This is a genomic window from Paraburkholderia sp. BGA-UO-ETr-F12 (genome assembly GCF_059567945.1).
This window is the reverse complement of record NZ_JCAQOZ010000065.1, coordinates 68055-86547: the sequence shown is the minus strand read 5'-3', so window position 1 is coordinate 86547 and position 18493 is coordinate 68055. Positions and strand designations below refer to the sequence as shown.

The window sequence follows — 18493 nt, the reverse complement described above, 5'->3', positions numbered from 1 at the left end:
GTTCGCCGCCGGAAACTGACCGCGTCATGATACCGAAAGTGCCCGGATGCGATTAAAAATCTGCCGTGCGGGACCGATTTCGCTACCGTGCGGCAGTTCAGTGGCAGCGGCCCAAGAGCACCTCGAACCGCGCCTTCGGTCCGCACCCGGCCTGCCCGCGCCGAATCGCTATAATTTCGCCATGTCAGAATTCTCCGAAACACCTGCCGGCACCGCCGATGCGGCCACGGGTTCCGCCGCCGCGCCCGCCCCACGCCCGTTGCGGGCGATCCAGCCCCTGCCCGATCAACTGATCAGCCAGATTGCCGCTGGCGAAGTGGTCGAGCGGCCGGCCTCGGTGGTCAAGGAATTGCTGGAAAACGCGCTCGACGCCGGCGCGCAGACGCTGCGCATCCTGCTCGACGAGGGCGGCGTCAAACGCATCTCAATCACCGACGACGGCTGCGGCATCCCCGAAAACGAGCTCGCGCTCGCGCTGATGCGTCACGCAACCAGCAAGATCCGCTCGCTCGCCGAACTCGAAGCGGTTGCCACGCTGGGGTTTCGCGGCGAAGCGCTGGCGTCGATTGCGTCCGTCGCGCAAATGAGCATCACCAGCCGCACGGCCGACGCGCCGCACGCCGTACGTGTCGACGCGCAAACCGGCGTGCTGAGCCCCGCCGCCGGCACGCAAGGCACCACGATCGAAGTCCGCGAGCTGTATTTCAATACGCCTGCACGGCGCAAATTCCTGAAAAGCGAGCAGACTGAACTCGGCCATTGCCTCGAACAGATTCGCCGCGCCGCGCTGGCACGGCCGGACGTGGCGATTTCGGTCCTGCATAACGGCAAGGCGGTCGAACACTGGAATGCCAGCGAGCCGCCCGCGCGGGTCGCGAAGATTCTTGGCGAAACCTTTGCGACGGCGCATCTGCCGCTCGACGAATCCGCCGGACCGCTCGCGGTCTACGGTTGCGCGGGGCTGCCGACCGCGAGCCGCGGGCGTGCGGACCAGCAATACTTCTTCGTCAATGGCCGCTTCGTGCGCGACAAGCTGCTCACGCACGCTGTGCGCGCCGCCTATGAAGACGTGCTGCACGGCGATCGCTATCCGTCATACGTGCTGTTTCTCGATTTGCCGCCGGAAGCCGTCGATGTAAACGTTCACCCGTCGAAAATCGAAGTGCGGTTTCGCGATTCGCGTTCGATTCACCAGTTCGTGTTCCATGCCGTGCAGCGCGCGTTGGCGCGGCACGCGGGCGCGTCGCCGGAAACTACCGCCGGTGGGCATGCGGCGCATCTCGAAGCGGCGACGGGCGGACCGGCTTCGTTCGGCGCTACGCCGCTGGGCGGTGCGGGTGCGGGAAGCGGCGTGGGCTTCGGCACGGGGGCAGGCGCGCCTGGTAGTGCGGCGGGAGGCGGATTCGGCGCCTCGCAGCCCGGCAATACCTGGATGCGTCAGGCGCGCATGACGCAGGGCACGTTGCCGGTCGCGCAGCCACTGGCCTTCTATGACGCACTGTTCGGCCGCAGGGACACGAACGCCGGCACGGCGGAAGGCGCGACACTATTCGAAGCGCGCGATTCGGCTGCGGAAACGCCGTCCCCGTACAACACCTCGGGACCGTACGCGTCGCCTGCTTTCAATGCCTCGGATGAGCAACCGCTCGGCTTCGCCCTCGGCCAGATTCACGGTATCTATGTGCTTGCGCAAAACGCGCACGGACTCGTGATTGTCGACATGCACGCCGCGCACGAGCGCATCCTGTATGAGCAGTTCAAGAACGCACTGGCCGATCGTACGATTGCCGTGCAGCCGCTGCTGATCCCGCAAACGATGCAGGCCGATCCGATCGAAATCGGCACGGTCGAAGAAGAGCGCGACACGCTGGACGCACTCGGCTTCGATCTCGCCGTGCTGTCGCCGACCACGCTCGCGATCCGCGCAGTGCCCGCGCTACTGAAAGACGCCGATCTGCAGGCGCTGGCACGCGCGGTACTCTCCGACCTGCACGCGTTCGGCGGCTCCCGCGTGTTGACCGAGCGTCAGCACGAACTGCTCGGCACACTCGCGTGCCATCACGCGGTGCGCGCGAACCGGCGTTTGACGCTCGATGAAATGAACGCGCTGTTGCGTCAGATGGAGGCGACCGAACGCGCCGATCAATGCAACCACGGGCGTCCCACGTGGTATCAGTTGACACTGTCCGATCTCGACCGACTGTTCATGCGCGGCCAATGACGGTGCGCCTGACTACGCTCATTCGGCGCGCGCCGTCTTGCCCATGACTTCAAGCACTTCACCCACGCCCGCGCCGGTTCCTTGCCTGCTCGGCCCGACCGCGTCCGGCAAAACCGCTGCCGCGCTGGCGCTGGCCGCACGCAGACCGGTCGAAATCATCAGTGTCGATTCGGCGCTGGTGTATCGCGAGATGGATATCGGTACCGCCAAGCCCACACCGGAAGAACGCGCGGTGGCGCCGCATCATCTGATCGATATCGTCGACCCGGCGGATTCCTACTCGGCAGCGGAGTTTCGCAGCGATGCGTTGCGCCTGATCGGCGAGATCAGCGCGCGCGGGCGGCTGCCTTTGCTGGTTGGCGGAACCATGCTGTACTACAAGGCGCTCACGCAGGGACTCAACGACTTGCCCGCCGCCGATGCCGACGTGCGTGCGACGCTCGATGCCGATGCCGCGCGTGACGGCTGGCCGGCGCTGCACGCGCGGCTCGCGGCGGCCGATCCCATTACAGCCGCACGCCTCGCGCCAAACGATTCGCAGCGAATTCAGCGCGCGCTCGAAGTCTTCATGCTGACGGGGCAAGCGATGTCCGCTCTGCTGGCCGCGCCCGCCCGAACGGACGACGCCGCTTTGGCCTGGCGTTTCGTGCCGATTGCGCTTGAGCCGTCCGAGCGGAGCGTGCTGCATGCGCGCATCGAGAAGCGCTTCGACGCCATGCTGGCCCATGGCTTTATCGACGAAGTCGTGAAATTGCGCGAGCGCGGAGATTTATCGCCCGAGATGCCCTCCATGCGCTGCGTGGGATACCGGCAGGCCTGGGAATATCTCGACGGCACGGTCGACTATTCGACCATGCGGGACAAGGGGGTCTTTGCTACCCGGCAATTGTGCAAGCGGCAACTCACATGGCTGCGCAGCATGACGGAGCGGGTTGTGGTGGATTGCTGCGATCCCGGCGCGACTGCGCAGGCCGTGAGCTTGATTGAAGCGATGATCTGAGGTTTTTTACCCGCGCGGCGCTCTTTGTGTGCGCCGCGCGGGCCGACCGGCCTTGAGTCAGGCGCGGATTAGACGACCAACGTCTGAGCTTCGCCTGCCGCGCTTTCGCGGATCACGCCGATCTTCCAGACCTGCTCGCCGGCGGCCGACAACAGGCCGATTGCCGCATCGGCGTCAGCAGCGGACACCACCACGGCCATGCCAATCCCGCAGTTGAACACGCGATGCATTTCCGCATCCGCCACGCCGCCGTGTTTCTGCAGCCACGAGAACAGCGGCGGCAGCGGCCAGCTGCGATGATCCAGCTCAGCCGTCAGGCCTTCACGCAGAACACGCGGAATATTCTCGACCAGGCCGCCGCCGGTGATGTGCGCCATACCCTTGACAGCGATCTGCTGCATCAAGGCCAGCAAAGGCTTCACGTAGATATGCGTAGGCGCCATCAACGCGTCGGCCAGCGAGCGGCCGTCAAAATCCACATTCAGATCGGGCTGCGCGCGCTCGATGATCTTGCGCACCAGCGAAAAACCGTTCGAATGGATACCACTCGAAGCCAGACCCAGCACCACGTCGCCCGGGGCGATCGTGCTGCCGTCGATAATCTTGCTCTTTTCCACCGCGCCGACCGCGAAACCGGCCAGATCGTACTCGCCGTCCGGGTACATGCCCGGCATTTCAGCCGTTTCGCCGCCGATCAGCGCACAACCGGACAGTTCGCAACCATGCGCGATGCCCTTCACGACCGTTGCCGCGGTACCGACGTCCAACTTGCCGCAAGCGAAATAATCGAGGAAGAACAGCGGCTCGGCGCCCTGAACCAGAATGTCGTTCACGCTCATTGCCACCAGATCCTGGCCGACCGTGTCGTGTTTGTTCAGTTGAAACGCGAGGCGCAGCTTGGTGCCGACGCCGTCGGTGCCCGATACCAGCACGGGTTCCTTGTACTTCTTCGGCACTTCGAACAGCGCGCCAAATCCGCCGATGCCGCCCAGCACGCCGTCGCGCATCGTCTTTTTGGCAAAGGGCTTGATCGCGTCGACAAGGGCGTCGCCCGCGTCGATGTCCACGCCGGCGTCGCGATAGGACAAACCTTGGGCATCTGGAGCGGATTTGGGTTGATTCATGGGGAAGAGCAAGAAGGTCGGTAAAATGCGATTTTACCCGATGACGACCCGAGTTGGCGCTTCAGCGCCTACTCAGGTCCCACACCGAGTTGCCGGCCGGCTGGCTGGAATTTGAATCATCCTGAATCTTCCGCTCGGGACGACACCTGGGAAACAAACTTTGCAACAGAACTCCTCGATCCTGACACCTGTGCAGCGCCGCGCCTTTATCTGGCTGGCGATCGCGCTGGTTGTCGGTATTCTGCTCTGGCTCCTGAGTCCGGTCCTCACGCCGTTCCTGCTCGGCGCGATTCTCGCGTACATTCTGCAGCCGGGCGTCGCGTGGATGGTGCGCCGGCGTGTGCCGCGCGGACTCGCCGCCTTGCTGATGATGCTGCTGTTCACGTTGCTGATGACAATGCTCGTGCTGCTGGTGCTGGCCGTCATCCAGAAAGAAGGCCCGCAGCTGAAACAGCAGGTGCCCGTGCTGTTTGCGCATGTGAGCGCGTGGCTGCAACCCAAGCTTGCATGGCTCGGTCTCGCCGACTCGCTCGATTTCGCCAGTATTCGCGATCTCGTGATGGGGCAGCTCGAAGGCAGCGCGCAACAGGTCGCGATGTATGCATGGACCTCGATCCGCACCAGCGGCAACGTCATGATGACGGTGGTCGGTAACCTCGTGATGGTGCCGCTTGTGCTGTTCTATCTGCTGTACGACTGGAATCGGATGCTCGCGCGGGTGCAGATCGTGGTGCCGCGCCGCTGGCTCGACAAGACGCTGCAACTCGCGCGCGACATGGACCAGATGCTGTCGCAATACCTGCGCGGCCAGTTGCTCGTGATGGGCGTGCTCGCGGTCTATTATGCGATTGCGCTGACCATCGCCGGTTTCGAGATCGCGCTGCCGGTAGGTATCTTCACCGGCCTCGCGGTGTTCATCCCGTACATCGGCTTTGCGACCGGGCTTGCGCTCGCGCTGCTCGCGGCGCTGCTGCAATTCGGCGACTGGTATGGCTTCGGCGCGGTTGCGTTGATTTACGGCGTCGGCCAGATCGTGGAGAGCTTTTATCTCACGCCGCGCCTCGTCGGCGAGCGGATCGGCCTGCACCCGCTCGCGGTTATCTTCGCGTTGCTCGCGTTCGGCCAGCTGTTCGGCTTTTTCGGCGTGTTGCTGGCGCTGCCGGTCAGCGCGATTCTGTCGGTGGCGATGCGCGAGTTGCGTCAAAGCTATCTGACGAGCACGCTTTATAAAAACTGAGTCACTGACTGCTCATTGACGTTTCAGGGCCCGAGGTTCGGGCCATTTGCGGCCCAAGCCCCATTTTCGGCATTAACCTACTGTGCTTCGTCAACTGACGCTCGATCTCGGCACCCCGCCGCCATCGACATTCGACAATTTCTTCGCCGGCGCCAACGCCGAGCTGGTCACGCGGCTACGCGAGCTCGACAACGCGCTCGCGGCCGGCCCGGTGGCCGATCGCACCTTCTACATCTGGGGCGAAGCCGGCAGCGGCCGCACGCACCTGCTGCAGGCGCTCGTTCACGAAGCGCCGCCGGGCCATGCCCGCTTTGCGGGCCCGCAGAGCAGCCTCGCCGCCTTCACGTTCGACCCGCGCGTCGCGCTGTATGCGATCGACGATTGCGACGGCCTGTCCGCGGCCCAGCAAATCGCCGTGTTCAACCTGTTCAACGAAGTGCGCGCGCATCCCACCAGCGCGCTGGTCGCCGCGGGCAATGCGCCGCCGATAGGCATGACGGTGCGCGAAGATCTGCGCACGCGCCTCGGCTGGGGCCTCGTGTTCCACCTCGCGCCGCTGCCGGACGAGGGCAAAGCCGCGGTGCTCAAACACGCGGCGCGCGAGCGCGGCATCATGCTGGCCGACGACGTCCCCGCCTATCTGCTGACGCATTTTCGCCGCGACATGCCGAGCCTGATGGCCCTGCTCGACGCACTCGACCGCTTCTCGCTCGAACAGAAACGCGCGGTCACGCTGCCGCTTTTGCGCACCATGCTGGCCTCGCCCGAGGCCGACGACCGGCGCGGCGCGCCCGCCTCATCGGCTGCATCCGCGTCGGCCGCCGCCTCATCCGGGTCCCCCGACGCCGCTTCAAGTAAAATAGGCCCCCATGGCTAACCTCGCACTCTTCGACCTCGACCACACGCTCATTCCCACCGACAGCGACCACGAATGGGGCCGCTTCATGGTGAAACAAGGCATGGTCGACCCGGAAAACTTCGCCCGTGAAAACGACCGCTTTTTCGCCGACTACAAAGCCGGCAAGCTGGACATTCACGCTTACCTGATCGCCATGCTCACGCCGCTATCGAAGTACACGCGCGCCCAGCTTGCCGATCTCCACGCGCAGTACATGCATGAAGTGATCACGCCGGCGATCTTTCCAGTCGCGTTGGAGCTGGTCAGGGAGCACCGCGAAGCCGGCGATCTGTGCTGCGTGGTCACCGCCACCAACGAATTCATTACCCGCCCGATCGCTCAGGCGTTCGGCGTCGACGCGCTGATCGCCTGCGAGGCGGAAACCGTCGACGGTCAGCCGCATTCGCCGTACACCGGCCGCCCTACCGGCACGCCGAGCTACAAGGAAGGCAAGATCGTCCGTACCGAAGCGTGGCTGGCATCGCTCGGCAAGACCTGGAGCGATTTCGAGCACAGCTATTTCTATAGCGACTCGCACAACGACATCCCGCTGCTGGAAAAGGTCACCGATCCGATCGCGACCAATCCCGACGACACATTGCGCGCCCATGCGCAGGCCAAAGGCTGGCGCATCCTCGAACTCTTTCAACCCTCGTGATCAAAAAACTTATCCGCAAGCTATTCGGCCAGGACTCGGCGCCCGCTGACAACGCCTCGCCCGCCGCAGCCGAAGCAGACGAAGCCGGTGAATCGCCGGCACGCAATACATCCGGCGCCGGCAAAACGCGCCGCAAACCGGCGCGCCCCGTCGTCAAAACCGTGCGGGACCCCGACGTGCCGGTCATCATTCCGCACGACGTGCACGGCATCGATCAGTCGCTGATCTCACGGAACGCGATTCGCGTTACCGAGGGCCTGCAGGAAGCGGGGCATCGCGCGTTTATCGTCGGCGGTGCGGTGCGCGATCTGCTGCTCGGCATCAAGCCGAAAGACTTCGACGTCGCGACCGACGCCACGCCCGAACAGGTGCAGAAACTGTTCCGTCGCGCCCGCATCATCGGCCGCCGGTTTCAGATCGTGCACGTGCAGTTCGGCCAGGAAATCATCGAAACCTCGACGTTCCGTGCGCTGGTCGACCCGCCTGCTGCCGACGCGGCGCCGCCGCGCCGCCTGAAGCGCGACGAACTCGACCGCCGCACCCATGCGGTAGACGCCAGCGGCCGCGTGCTGCGCGACAACGTCTGGGGCGAGCAGCACGAAGACGCCACGCGCCGCGACTTCACGATCAACGCGATGTACTACGATCCGGCCACGCAAACCGTGCTGGACTATCACAACGGCATGGCCGACATGCGCGCGCGTCTGCTGCGCATGATCGGCGACCCGGCCACGCGCTATCGCGAAGACCCGGTGCGAATGCTGCGCGTGGTGCGTTTCGCCGCCAAGCTCGACTTCGAGATCGAAGACACGACTCGCGCGCCGATCGTCAAAATGGCCGATCTGATCAACAACGTACCGGCCGCGCGTCTGTTCGACGAGATGCTCAAGCTGATGCTGTCGGGCCACGCGCTCGCCTGTTTGAAACGTCTGCGCCAGGAAGGCCTGCATCACGGTCTGCTGCCGCTGCTCGACGTCGTGCTGGAACAACCGATCGGCGAGAAATTCATCACGCTCGCGCTCTCCAATACAGACGCCCGGGTGCGCGCCGGCAAGCCGGTTTCGCCGGGCTTCCTGTTTGCCACCTTGCTGTGGCACGACGTGCAGACGCGCTGGCAGCAATTTGAAGCAAACGGCGAATATCCGGTGCCGGCGCTGCATCGCGCGATGGACGAAGTCCTCGACATGCAAACCGAGAAACTGGCGATTCACAAGCGCTTCTCGTCCGACATGCGTGAGATCTGGGGCCTGCAGTTGCGCCTTGAAAAACGCTCGGGAAGAAGTGCGCTGAAGCTGCTGGAACACCAAAGATTTAGAGCGGGGTATGATTTCCTCCTGTTGCGCTGCGAATCGGGCGAACTCGATGAGTCGGTCGGTGCGTGGTGGACGGAGTTCATTGAAGGAGACGTCGCTGCGCGTGAGACTCTGCTCACGCAAGGCGGGAAGGACCGGAGCCCCAGAAAACGACGGAGGCGCAGCAGTGGCGCCAGAACCCGCAAACCGGGCGACGGAATGGAGGGCGGTTCGCCAGAACGCGCAGCCAACGAGGCGGGCCATGACAGCTCGCACGATGACTGACACGGCGTTGGCTGAGGCCGTCGAACGATAGTTGCAGGAAGTTATGCCATGACGGTTGCTTATCTCGGCCTCGGCGCGAATCTCGGGGACGCGCGCCAGACCCTGAAAGACGCGGTGGTGTGTCTCGCCCAACAGCACACCATCACCGTGCTCGCGAAGTCGAGCTTTTATCGTACTGCCCCGATCGACGCGGGCGGCGACGACTATTTCAACTGCGTCGTGAAGGTCGATACGACGCTCCCCGTGCGGCATCTGCTTGCGCTGTGCCACAAGATCGAACATCAGTTCGGCCGGGAACGGCCGTTTCGCAATGCACCGCGCACGCTCGATCTCGACATCCTGCTCTACGGCGATCAATCGATCGACGAAGCCGATCTGATCGTGCCGCATCCGCGTTTGATCGAGCGCGCCTTTGCACTTGTCCCGCTCGTCGAGATCGACCCGGCGCTGATCATTCCGCAACACGGCCGTGCCGAAGCACTGCTCGAAGGTGTCCGCGATCAACGCATCGAAAAGGTCAAAGGGCCCTGTCAGTGTCCAATGCTCAATGCATTGACTGCCGGCGCCCCCGCCGCGGACAAGGGACGTTGCGAATGAGTTCGCCGCCACTTACCGTCACCGCCCCGCAATTGCGGCCGCCGTTTGGCTATCTCGCGATCGAAGGGCCGATCGGCGTCGGCAAGACCTCGCTCGCGCGGCGGCTCGCACAGCGCTGGTCGATGCAGGAGTTGTTCGAGCGGCCGCAAGACAATCCCTTTCTCGAACGTTTTTATCGCGACACCGCGCGTTATGCGCTTCCCGCGCAATTGCACTTCGCCTTGCAGCGTGCGCAGCAGGCCCAGGAGGTCGCGGCCGCGCATGTGGCGGGCACACCGCTTATCGCCGATTTCATGACGCAGAAGAACGAGATCTTCGCGCGTCTGACGCTGCAGGAAGATGAGTGGCAGCTTTATCGCGCCCTCGCCGCGCGACTCGACGTCAGCGCGCCGGCACCGGATTTCGTGGTCTACCTGCAAGCCAGTCCTGAAGTACTGTTCGCGCGCATCCAGAAGCGCGCCGTGCCCATGGAACTGCAGATTTCCGATGCGTATCTGCACGCGCTCTGCGACGCCTACAACGAGTTTTTCTATCACTACGACCGCACGCCCGTGCTGACGGTCAATGCTGAACATCTGAATCCGCTCGACTCGGACGCGGACCTTGCGCTACTCGCCGAACGCATTGAAACCATGCGCGGACGCAAGGAATTCTTTGTCAAAGGCACGTCGCTTTAAGCGGCGCGCCCCCTCTTTTTCCAACGGATTTTCTCCATGACCTATTTGCAGGAAACGAGCCGGAACGCCATCACCGTGCCGAAACTGCAGGCGATGCGCGATGCCGGCGAAAAGATCGCCATGCTGACCTGCTACGACGCGAGCTTCGCGGCGCTGCTGGATCGCTCGGGTGTCGACGTCCTGCTGATCGGCGACTCGCTCGGCAACGTGCTGCAAGGCCAGACGACCACGCTGCCGGTGTCGCTCACCGACATCGCCTATCACACGGCGAGCGTCGCGCGGGCGCGACCCTCGGCGCTGGTGGTCGCCGATCTGCCGTTCGGCACGTACGGCACGCCGGAGGACGCTTTCAAAAGCTCGGTGGAACTCATGCGCGCCGGCGCGCAGATGGTGAAACTCGAGGGCGGTGAGTGGCTCGCGGACACGGTGCGTTTTCTGGTCGAGCGGTCGATTCCGGTGTGCGCGCACGTCGGCCTCACGCCACAATCGGTGCATGCGTTTGGCGGCTTCAAGGTGCAAGGCAAAACCGAGGCGGGTGCGAGCCAGTTGTTGCGCGACTCGCTCGCCGTACAGAACGCGGGCGCCCAACTGATCGTCATGGAAGCGATCCCGACACTGCTCGCGAGCGAAGTCACGAAGCAATTGCGGATTCCGACAATCGGTATCGGGGCGGGCCTCGACTGCTCAGGTCAGGTGCTGGTGCTGCACGACATGCTGGGAATTTTCCCCGGCAAGCGGCCGCGCTTTGTGAAGGATTTCATGCAGGGACAACCGAGCATTCAGGCGGCCGTGGAAGCGTATGTCCACGCTGTGAAGGACGGTACGTTCCCGGGGCCGGAACATGCGTTCTAAGTTCGGGCCGGACTTGGGAACCGCCTTGATCACGCGCATCCGGGCACGTTTTGAGACCAGTCTGATATTGTCTTAAAGCCGGGGCATCTATCTTCGTCTACCTTGTTAACGCGGCCCTGCCGCCAGCCGAAGAGAGATGACCATGAGCCCCTTTTGCCTGATCGATGTAGCAGAAATCCGCAGTCACGCCACCGCGCCGCATGACGTGCGTGAATCCACATGGCATGCACGCCTTACGGGATGGGTGGCACGCCTGCTGCACGTTCGCCACGCTTGAGCTAGCTGTTGCATGGCGGCACGCGGCGCTCAAGTCCTCGTTCGCCCGCCGGCACGGCCGACTTCTTTGGTCTTTCTTCTATAGCCCTGCGCGCTGCCTTAGCCCAGCACACGCGCCTGTACCGCGCCTCGCAGCGCGTTGCACACCAGAAGCGCTTCCGCATTCCGCACATCGATTCGAGTCAACACGCGTTCCGCTGCGTGAAGGTCGATATCCTCCAGCAGCACGCCCCGCATGATCCCGGGCAGAACGCCTGACTCCAATGGCGGCGTCCACCACCGTCCCGCCAGCTTCACAAACACGTTCGAGCGCCCGCCTTCGGTCAGTTCACCGCGCTCGTTAAAGAACAACGTGTCGAAAGCGCCCCGCGCTTCGGCTTCGCGCCAGCCACGATCATATTCGGCACGGCGCGTGGTTTTGTGTCGCAGCAGCGGATCATCGGCATGCGTAACGGGGAATGCATGATCCGGCCCGAGCAACACACCGACGGTCGGGTCGGCCAGCGGCGTCAACACCGCCGCCGTTAATTGCACCGCGCCGTTCTTGCTCAGCGCGAGACGCATGCGGTGCGGAATTTGCGCAGGCAACGCCGCACATTTCTCCGTGATTTGCGCGCGAATTTCGTTTTCGTCGTCGAGCCTGAAACCCAACGCCGCGGCGCTCGCCGAGAGTCGTGCGAGATGGCGCGATAGATGGCGCACGCCCTCGTCACGCGTTCCATACATCGTTTCGAAAAGCTCGAAACCCGGCTCGGCACCGGTCAGAAAGCTGGCCTTCAATTGGCATTCCGCATATTCGTCGGCGGCAACACTGTCGAGCACGATGCCGGCACCGACGCCCATCGTGCCACGCAGCACGCCGGACTGTGCGGCCGGGCTTAAGGTCAGGGTGCGGATCGCGACGGACAGGCAGAAGTCGCCGCAAGTAGTGTCGTTTGCGGTGCTTGCGGTGCTTGCGGTGCTTGCGGTGCTTGCGGTGCTTGCGGTGCTTGAGGTGCTTGAGGTGCTTGAGGGCACGTCGAGCCAGCCGATCGCGCCGGTGTAAAGTCCGCGCGGCGTGCTTTCGAGCTCGTCGATCAATTGCATCGTGCGGTGCTTCGGCGCACCGGTGATCGAGCCGCACGGAAACAGCGCCCGCATGATCGCAGCGAAAGACGTGCCGGCCCGCAGCGTCGAATGGACCGTCGACGTCATCTGCCATACCGACGCATACGGTTCAACCGAAAACAACGCCGGCACCTTGACGGAGCCCGTCTGCGCCACACGCGACAGATCGTTGCGCAACAGGTCGACGATCATCACGTTCTCGGCACGATTCTTCGGGTCGTTGGCCAGGAACTCGGCGGCGTGACGATCGGCCACGGGGTCGGTTGATCGCGGCGCCGTGCCCTTCATCGGCCGGGCGCGCAACATGGCGCCTTCTTTCTCGATGAACAACTCCGGCGAGCACGACAAAACCCACTCGTCGCCCGGCAACGCGATCAGCGCGCCATACGGAACCGGCTGGCGCGCCCGCAGGCGCCGATAAAGCGCGGCCGGCGAGCCGAATACATCGAAACCGAGCCGATACGTATAGTTGACCTGATAAGAATCGCCGGCGCGCAGGGCGGCATGGATCGCATCGATCGCTTCGTTGAATTGCGTGGGATCGACGCTCGCACACACATTCGCTGTGCCCGCCACGGAAGGCTCGGCCGCGCCGCCGTCGCGTTCCACGAGCCACGTATCGACGTCGTCGCGAGATAGTTTCTCGCAACGTTCAAACAATAAAAAACGCAGCGTGGCATCGCCACGCTGCGTTTCATTTGATGCCCGGTGAGCCTGGTCGCCATCGAGAAGATGCCGGCCAAACTCATAGTCGGCAAGCACAACGCCATGCAAACCACGCCGAGCATCCGCAGCCACGGTCTCGCACATGAGCTCAAGTTGCGCGGCGTCCACGCACACTCGTTCACGCACAAAACCCGTGTACAGACGACTCGAACGGCGCGCCGCCGTCGCGTCGCAATCGTCGAGCAACGCGAAAACCGCGTTGCGCTCAGCTGCCGCCATGCTTACCGCCAAATCAAACCGCAATTAATCGAAGAAGCTCTTCACCCGATCAAACCAGCTCTTGCTTTGCGGGCTATGCCGCGCGCCGCCTTCCACGAGGGCTTTCTCGAATTGCTGAAGCAGATCGCGCTGCGACTCGGTGAGCTTGACCGGCGTTTCGACTTGCACATGCACGTACAGATCGCCGGCAATGCTCGAACGCAGACCCTTGATCCCCTTGCCACGCAGACGGAAGGTCTTCCCCGACTGCGTGCCTTCCGGCACCGTGAAGCTCGCGCGGCCCGCGAGGGTCGGCACTTCGATTTCGCCGCCGAGTGCCGCCGTGGTGAATGGAATCGGCATCTGGCAATGCAGATCGTCGCCGTCGCGTTCGAACACCGAGTGCTGCTTGATGTGAATCTCGACGTACAGATCGCCCGACGGACCACCATTGATACCCGGCTCACCGTTGCCGGCTGAGCGGATACGCATGCCGTCGTCGATACCCGCCGGGATCTTCACTTCCAGCGTCTTGGTTTCCTTCACCTTGCCCGCGCCATGGCAGTGTCCGCACGGCTCGGGAATATAGGTGCCGGTGCCGTGACACTTCGGGCAGGTCTGCTGGATGCTGAAAAAGCCCTGCGACATCCGCACCGAACCCGAACCGCTACAGGTCGGGCAGGTTTCCGGCTTGGTGCCGGGCTTCGCGCCCGAGCCGTGACAGACTTCACACGACACCCAGCTCGGCACGCGAATCTGCGTGTCGTAGCCGTGCGCGGCCTGCTCCAGCGTGATTTCCATGCTGTAGCGCAGATCGGCGCCGCGATACACCTGCGGACCTGCACGGCCACCGCCGCGTGCGGCACCGCCGGCAGCCTGGCCGAAGATGTCGCCGAAAATATCGCCGAATGCATCGGCAAAACCGCCGAAGCCTTGCGCACCGGCTCCGCCCATGTTCGGATCGACGCCCGCGTGACCGTACTGATCGTACGCAGCACGCTTTTGCGAGTCCGACAGCATTTCATAGGCTTCCTTCACCTCTTTGAAATGCTCTTCCGCATCCTTGTTGCCCGGATTGCGGTCGGGGTGGTGCTTCATCGCAAGCTTGCGATAAGCCTTCTTGATTTCGTCGTCGCTCGCGTTCTTTGCGACGCCCAGAACCTCGTAGTAATCCCGTTTCGCCATATCGGTTCAACGCCACTCGCGCAATGGGGCGCGGTGGCTCCTCTTGAATGCTGGAGTCTTGCGACTCGTCCGGCCGCTGTTCACGCCGCTTTCAGGCGGTTCAAACAACGTCCTCCATAAAACAAATGTGCCCGGAGAGCCCAAACAGGCTCACCAGGCGCGATAACCGCTTTGCAGGTTCATGCTCCCGAACGGGAGCAGACCGTTTTGCAGCCGGGCCGCACACATTGCTGTGTGCGGCTTTACGGTCAAATTGCGACCTGGCTTTAGTCTTTCTTGACTTCCTTGAACTCGGCGTCGACCACGTCGTCCTGCTGCTGGCTCGCGCCACCTGCCGATGCGCCCGCACCTGCCGCGCCCGCTGCCGCAGCTTCGGCACCTTGTGCAGCCTGCATGTCGGCGTACATCTTCTCGCCCATCTTCTGCGAGGCGGTCGCCACCGCTTCGATCTTGGCTTCGATCGCGGCCTTGTCGCTAGAACCGCTCTTCAGCGTTTCTTCAAGGTCCTTCAGCGCGGTTTCGATCGCTTCCTTCTCAGCGGCTTCGAGCTTGTCGCCGTATTCGGTAAGCGCCTTCTTCGTGCTGTGGACCAGCGCGTCGCCCTGGTTGCGGGCGTCGGCCAACTCACGCAGCTTGTGATCTTCTTCCGCGTTCGCTTCCGCGTCCTTCACCATCTTCTCGATTTCAGCTTCGGACAGACCCGAGTTCGCCTTGATCGTGATGCGGTTTTCCTTGCCGGTTGCCTTGTCTTTCGCGCCGACGTGCAGAATGCCGTTCGCGTCGATGTCGAAGCTCACTTCGATCTGCGGCGTGCCGCGCGGTGCCGGCGGAATGCCTTCCAGGTTGAACTCGCCGAGCAGCTTGTTGCCCGCTGCCATTTCGCGTTCGCCCTGATACACCTTGATCGTCACGGCGCTCTGATTGTCGTCAGCCGTCGAGTAGACCTGCGCATGCTTGGTCGGGATCGTGGTGTTCTTGTTGATCATCTTCGTCATCACGCCGCCGAGCGTTTCGATGCCGAGCGACAGCGGGGTCACGTCGAGCAGCAGAACGTCCGTACGGTCGCCCGACAGAACCTGGCCTTGAATCGCGGCGCCAACGGCGACGGCTTCGTCCGGGTTCACGTCACGGCGCGGATCCTTGCCGAAGAATTCCTTAACCTTGTCCTGCACCTTCGGCATGCGGGTCATACCGCCGACCAGAATCACGTCGTCGATTTCGCCGACCTTCACGCCCGCGTCCTTGATCGCCAGACGGCACGGCTCGATGGTGCGTTCGATCAGTTCTTCGACCAGCGCTTCCAGCTTCGCACGCGTGATTTTCAGGTTCAGGTGCTTCGGACCCGACGCGTCGGCCGTGATGTACGGCAGGTTGATTTCGGTTTGCTGGCTCGACGACAGTTCGATCTTCGCCTTTTCAGCCGATTCCTTCAGGCGTTGCAGCGCAAGCACGTCTTTCGACAGATCGACGCCCTGTTCCTTCTTGAACTCACTGATGATGTAGTCGATGATGCGTTGGTCGAAGTCTTCACCGCCCAGGAACGTATCGCCGTTCGTGGACAGCACTTCGAACTGCATTTCACCGTCGACATCCGCGATTTCGATGATCGACACGTCGAACGTACCGCCGCCCAAGTCATACACCGCGATCTTGCGGTCGCCCTTTTCCGCCTTGTCCAGGCCAAAAGCCAGTGCAGCTGCGGTCGGTTCGTTGATGATCCGCTTCACTTCCAGACCGGCGATGCGGCCTGCATCTTTGGTGGCCTGGCGCTGACTGTCGTTGAAGTACGCGGGAACCGTAATCACAGCTTCGGTGACCGGCTCGCCGAGGTAATCTTCAGCGGTCTTCTTCATCTTGCGCAGCGTTTCCGCGGAGATTTGCGGCGGTGCGAGCTTCTGGTCGCGCACTTCGATCCATGCGTCGCCGTTGTCGGCTTTGATGATCTTGTACGGCATCAGAGCGATGTCTTTCTGCACTTCTTTTTCTTCGAAGCGGCGGCCGATCAGGCGCTTGACGGCGTACAGCGTGTTCTTCGGGTTCGTGACCGACTGACGCTTGGCCGGTGCGCCGACGAGAATTTCGCCGTCTTCCATGTAAGCGATGATCGACGGCGTGGTGCGCGCACCTTCCGAGTTCTCGATCACTTTGACCGAATTGCCTTCCATGATCGCCACGCACGAGTTGGTCGTGCCGAGGTCGATACCGATGATTTTGCCCATTTTTACTAATCTCCTAACTTTGATCGCTGCGGGAATCGCCGGTTTTGCCCATCTGGCGGTACGGCGATCCGCTCTAAATTCCTACCTGCACCCAACATAAGTGCGTCCGCATCGTTTTCAAGACCTCTTTTACGATGCGGTCTTTAATTTTTTTCAATCAGTCGAACTTTTGCCGCTTTTTTCACCACCTGCCGTGCTCCCGACCGCATTGACCGGCCAAATCTTGTCCCGCTCGGCGGCAATCGCCCCCACAAGTGGCCCAAGGCCGCGCCAGCCAGTTGCCAGGCCGAGCCGCTTGCCTCGGTATAAGAAGAGCCAGGTCGGCACGCCATGAGGCATGAGCCCGGCGGCGACGGGAACGCCGACCATAACGGCCCGTGTCAGGCGCAACGGCAAATAAACGGCTCGGACAGCGCGTTGCGATGCTTACTTCGGCGCCGCGACAGTTACGAGAGCCGGGCGCAGCACGCGGTCGGCGATCACGAAGCCTTTTTGCAGCACGGCGACGACGGTGTTCGGCTCCTGATCGGCCGGCACCATTGAAATAGCCTGATGACGATGCGGGTCGAACTTCTCGCCAACCGGGTTCAAGGCGACGACGCGCCCCTTCTCCAGTGCGCCGGAAAGCTGACGCAGCGTGAGTTCGACGCCCTCACGAACCTTCTGCAGGTCGTCGGATGAATGGGCAACCGCTGCCTCAAGACTGTCGACCACCGGCAGCAAATGCTCAGCGAAGCTTTCGATCGCGAACTTGTGGGCCTTGGCGATATCTTCCTGAGCGCGGCGGCGCACATTCTCGGTCTCGGCCTTTGCGCGCAGGAAGCTTTCCTGCAACTCGGCGATCTTTGCCTCAGCTTCGGTCAATGCAGCTTCCACGCCGGTTGCCGGCGCTTCCGGGGCCGCGCTCGCAGCCGCGTCCTGCTGGGGGGTCGCGGCCTCCGCGGCCTGACGCGCGGTTTCGTCGGCGGGCGTGGGATTCTGGCTCGTCGGGTTCTCTTGCGTGTTTTCCATGTCGCTGAAAGTCGTTAAAAAGTTAAAGCTAAAAGTGACGGCAACGCGTCGAAGCCCGCGCAATTTGTGCGTTGCAAAATTGCGACAGACAACTTGGCGCAAAACCTGGTGCGTTGACGCTTTTCGAAACGGCAGATGGGGCCGGAAAGACCCATTTCAAGCGCCTCTCCCGGAACTTTTCACGCCGCGCGCACGCAGCCGAAATGCTCCGTTACAACCATTATTGCGTCGCAATCAGATTGAGATTGAGTGCGCCCGCCAAGTGGCCTATGCTCCAATAAAGCATCGGAAAAGACACGTTAACCCTAATCTAACGTAATCCTTACCGAAATTTTTCAATCCACCTGATTCGCCTGTTTCCGTCCCGAATCTTCCCAAGGGGAGTACCGTGAAACTGACCTTTGCAATATCGGTGGTCGCATTGGTACTCATCGCGGGCACCACGACCATCTGCATGTCCGGGGCCGTCAACGATCACACTACCGAGTACGGCGGTGTGCACGCGACGATGGAACAGTTGTTCAATCCCCACCTGAAAGTTTGTCGATAGTGCGCCGGTCGCGCTTGGTCGGCCTTCCGTGCAAGGCGGCGGCCGGCTCGCGGTACGTCTTGCGCCGCTCCTGTTCGACCTGCCGCTTCACCCTGCTCTCTTCGGTTTCCGCATAAAGCGTCTGCGCAACGCTGGCCGGGCCACGCACGTCGCATACGCCCAGCACTTCCACCTGCCACACAATCCGCTCGATCTCGACTTCCACCAGATCGCCGACGCGCACGTCTTTGGCCGGCTTGACGCTGGCGCCGCCAATGCGCACGTGGCCTTTGTCGACAGCATCCGCCGCGAGCGAGCGGGTTTTGAAGAAGCGCGCAGCCCACAGCCATTTGTCGATGCGCAACTTCGCGCCCGCTTCAGTTGAAATCCTGTAATTCATG

At 62.7% G+C, this 18493-nt stretch carries 15 protein-coding genes; 9 read left to right on the top strand and 6 right to left on the bottom strand.

All coding sequences use genetic code 11. The features are described from left to right. Window positions 1–181 precede the first annotated feature (181 nt). A complete protein-coding gene (mutL, locus tag AC57B6_RS33130; RefSeq protein ID WP_030102028.1) occupies window positions 182–2221 on the top strand; it encodes a DNA mismatch repair endonuclease MutL in 2040 nt (679 codons plus the stop codon). Window positions 2222–2264: 43 nt separating this feature from the next. Beyond that, window positions 2265–3221 carry a tRNA (adenosine(37)-N6)-dimethylallyltransferase MiaA gene (gene miaA / locus AC57B6_RS33125; RefSeq protein WP_030102029.1) on the top strand — a complete coding sequence of 319 codons (957 nt, stop codon included), beginning with the start codon at window positions 2265–2267 and terminating at the stop codon, window positions 3219–3221. A gap of 68 nt (window positions 3222–3289) precedes the next feature. Here miaA and purM read toward each other — a convergent pair whose 3' ends face one another. Next, complete coding sequence (gene purM / locus AC57B6_RS33120) at window positions 3290–4345, bottom strand: phosphoribosylformylglycinamidine cyclo-ligase (protein ID WP_496422906.1); 1056 nt, start codon at window positions 4343–4345, stop codon at window positions 3290–3292. A 160-nt stretch (window positions 4346–4505) separates the two neighbouring features. Here purM and AC57B6_RS33115 point away from each other — a divergent pair, with 160 nt between their 5' ends. The 7 genes from AC57B6_RS33115 to panB all read left to right on the top strand — a co-directional run bounded on the left by AC57B6_RS33115 (window position 4506) and on the right by panB (window position 10841). Then, on the top strand, window positions 4506–5582 hold the full coding sequence (locus tag AC57B6_RS33115; protein ID WP_028198821.1) for an AI-2E family transporter: 1077 nt from the start codon (window positions 4506–4508) through the stop codon (window positions 5580–5582). Window positions 5583–5664: 82 nt separating this feature from the next. Further along, the gene (hda, locus tag AC57B6_RS33110; protein ID WP_496422905.1) at window positions 5665–6459 is read left to right on the top strand and encodes a DnaA regulatory inactivator Hda; all 795 of its coding nucleotides are present in this window, start codon (window positions 5665–5667) and stop codon (window positions 6457–6459) included. Continuing rightward, entirely contained in the window at window positions 6452–7138 is a 687-nt protein-coding gene (locus AC57B6_RS33105; RefSeq protein WP_028198823.1) for a histidinol-phosphatase, read from the top strand. Before hda ends, AC57B6_RS33105 begins: the two co-directional genes overlap by 8 nt. Then, on the top strand, window positions 7135–8715 hold the full coding sequence (pcnB, locus tag AC57B6_RS33100; protein WP_496422904.1) for a polynucleotide adenylyltransferase PcnB: 1581 nt from the start codon (window positions 7135–7137) through the stop codon (window positions 8713–8715). Before AC57B6_RS33105 ends, pcnB begins: the two co-directional genes overlap by 4 nt. 48 nt (window positions 8716–8763) lie before the next feature. After that, a complete protein-coding gene (gene folK, locus AC57B6_RS33095; protein ID WP_028198825.1) occupies window positions 8764–9312 on the top strand; it encodes a 2-amino-4-hydroxy-6-hydroxymethyldihydropteridine diphosphokinase in 549 nt (182 codons plus the stop codon). After that, complete coding sequence (locus tag AC57B6_RS33090; RefSeq protein ID WP_028198826.1) at window positions 9309–9989, top strand: deoxynucleoside kinase; 681 nt, start codon at window positions 9309–9311, stop codon at window positions 9987–9989. The genes folK and AC57B6_RS33090 overlap by 4 nt, the downstream gene beginning before the upstream one ends. A gap of 36 nt (window positions 9990–10025) precedes the next feature. Further along, window positions 10026–10841: a 3-methyl-2-oxobutanoate hydroxymethyltransferase gene (gene panB / locus AC57B6_RS33085; protein WP_496422903.1), complete on the top strand. Its 816-nt coding sequence runs from the start codon at window positions 10026–10028 to the stop codon at window positions 10839–10841. A 375-nt stretch (window positions 10842–11216) separates the two neighbouring features. On the opposite strand, the gene pabB is transcribed toward panB, so the two are convergent. From pabB to AC57B6_RS33060, 5 genes are all read right to left on the bottom strand, one after another. Then, window positions 11217–13169, bottom strand: a complete 1953-nt coding sequence (gene pabB / locus AC57B6_RS33080; protein ID WP_496422902.1) for an aminodeoxychorismate synthase component I — start codon at window positions 13167–13169, stop codon at window positions 11217–11219. Window positions 13170–13193: 24 nt separating this feature from the next. Further along, entirely contained in the window at window positions 13194–14333 is a 1140-nt protein-coding gene (gene dnaJ / locus AC57B6_RS33075) for a molecular chaperone DnaJ (RefSeq protein WP_028198829.1), read from the bottom strand. Window positions 14334–14599: 266 nt separating this feature from the next. Continuing rightward, on the bottom strand, window positions 14600–16552 hold the full coding sequence (gene dnaK / locus AC57B6_RS33070; protein ID WP_028198830.1) for a molecular chaperone DnaK: 1953 nt from the start codon (window positions 16550–16552) through the stop codon (window positions 14600–14602). Between the two features lie 426 nt (window positions 16553–16978). Continuing rightward, on the bottom strand, window positions 16979–17563 hold the full coding sequence (gene grpE / locus AC57B6_RS33065; RefSeq protein ID WP_106355391.1) for a nucleotide exchange factor GrpE: 585 nt from the start codon (window positions 17561–17563) through the stop codon (window positions 16979–16981). A gap of 521 nt (window positions 17564–18084) precedes the next feature. Continuing rightward, window positions 18085–18492: an RNA-binding S4 domain-containing protein gene (locus tag AC57B6_RS33060; protein WP_028198832.1), complete on the bottom strand. Its 408-nt coding sequence runs from the start codon at window positions 18490–18492 to the stop codon at window positions 18085–18087. Window position 18493: the final 1 nt, after the last annotated feature.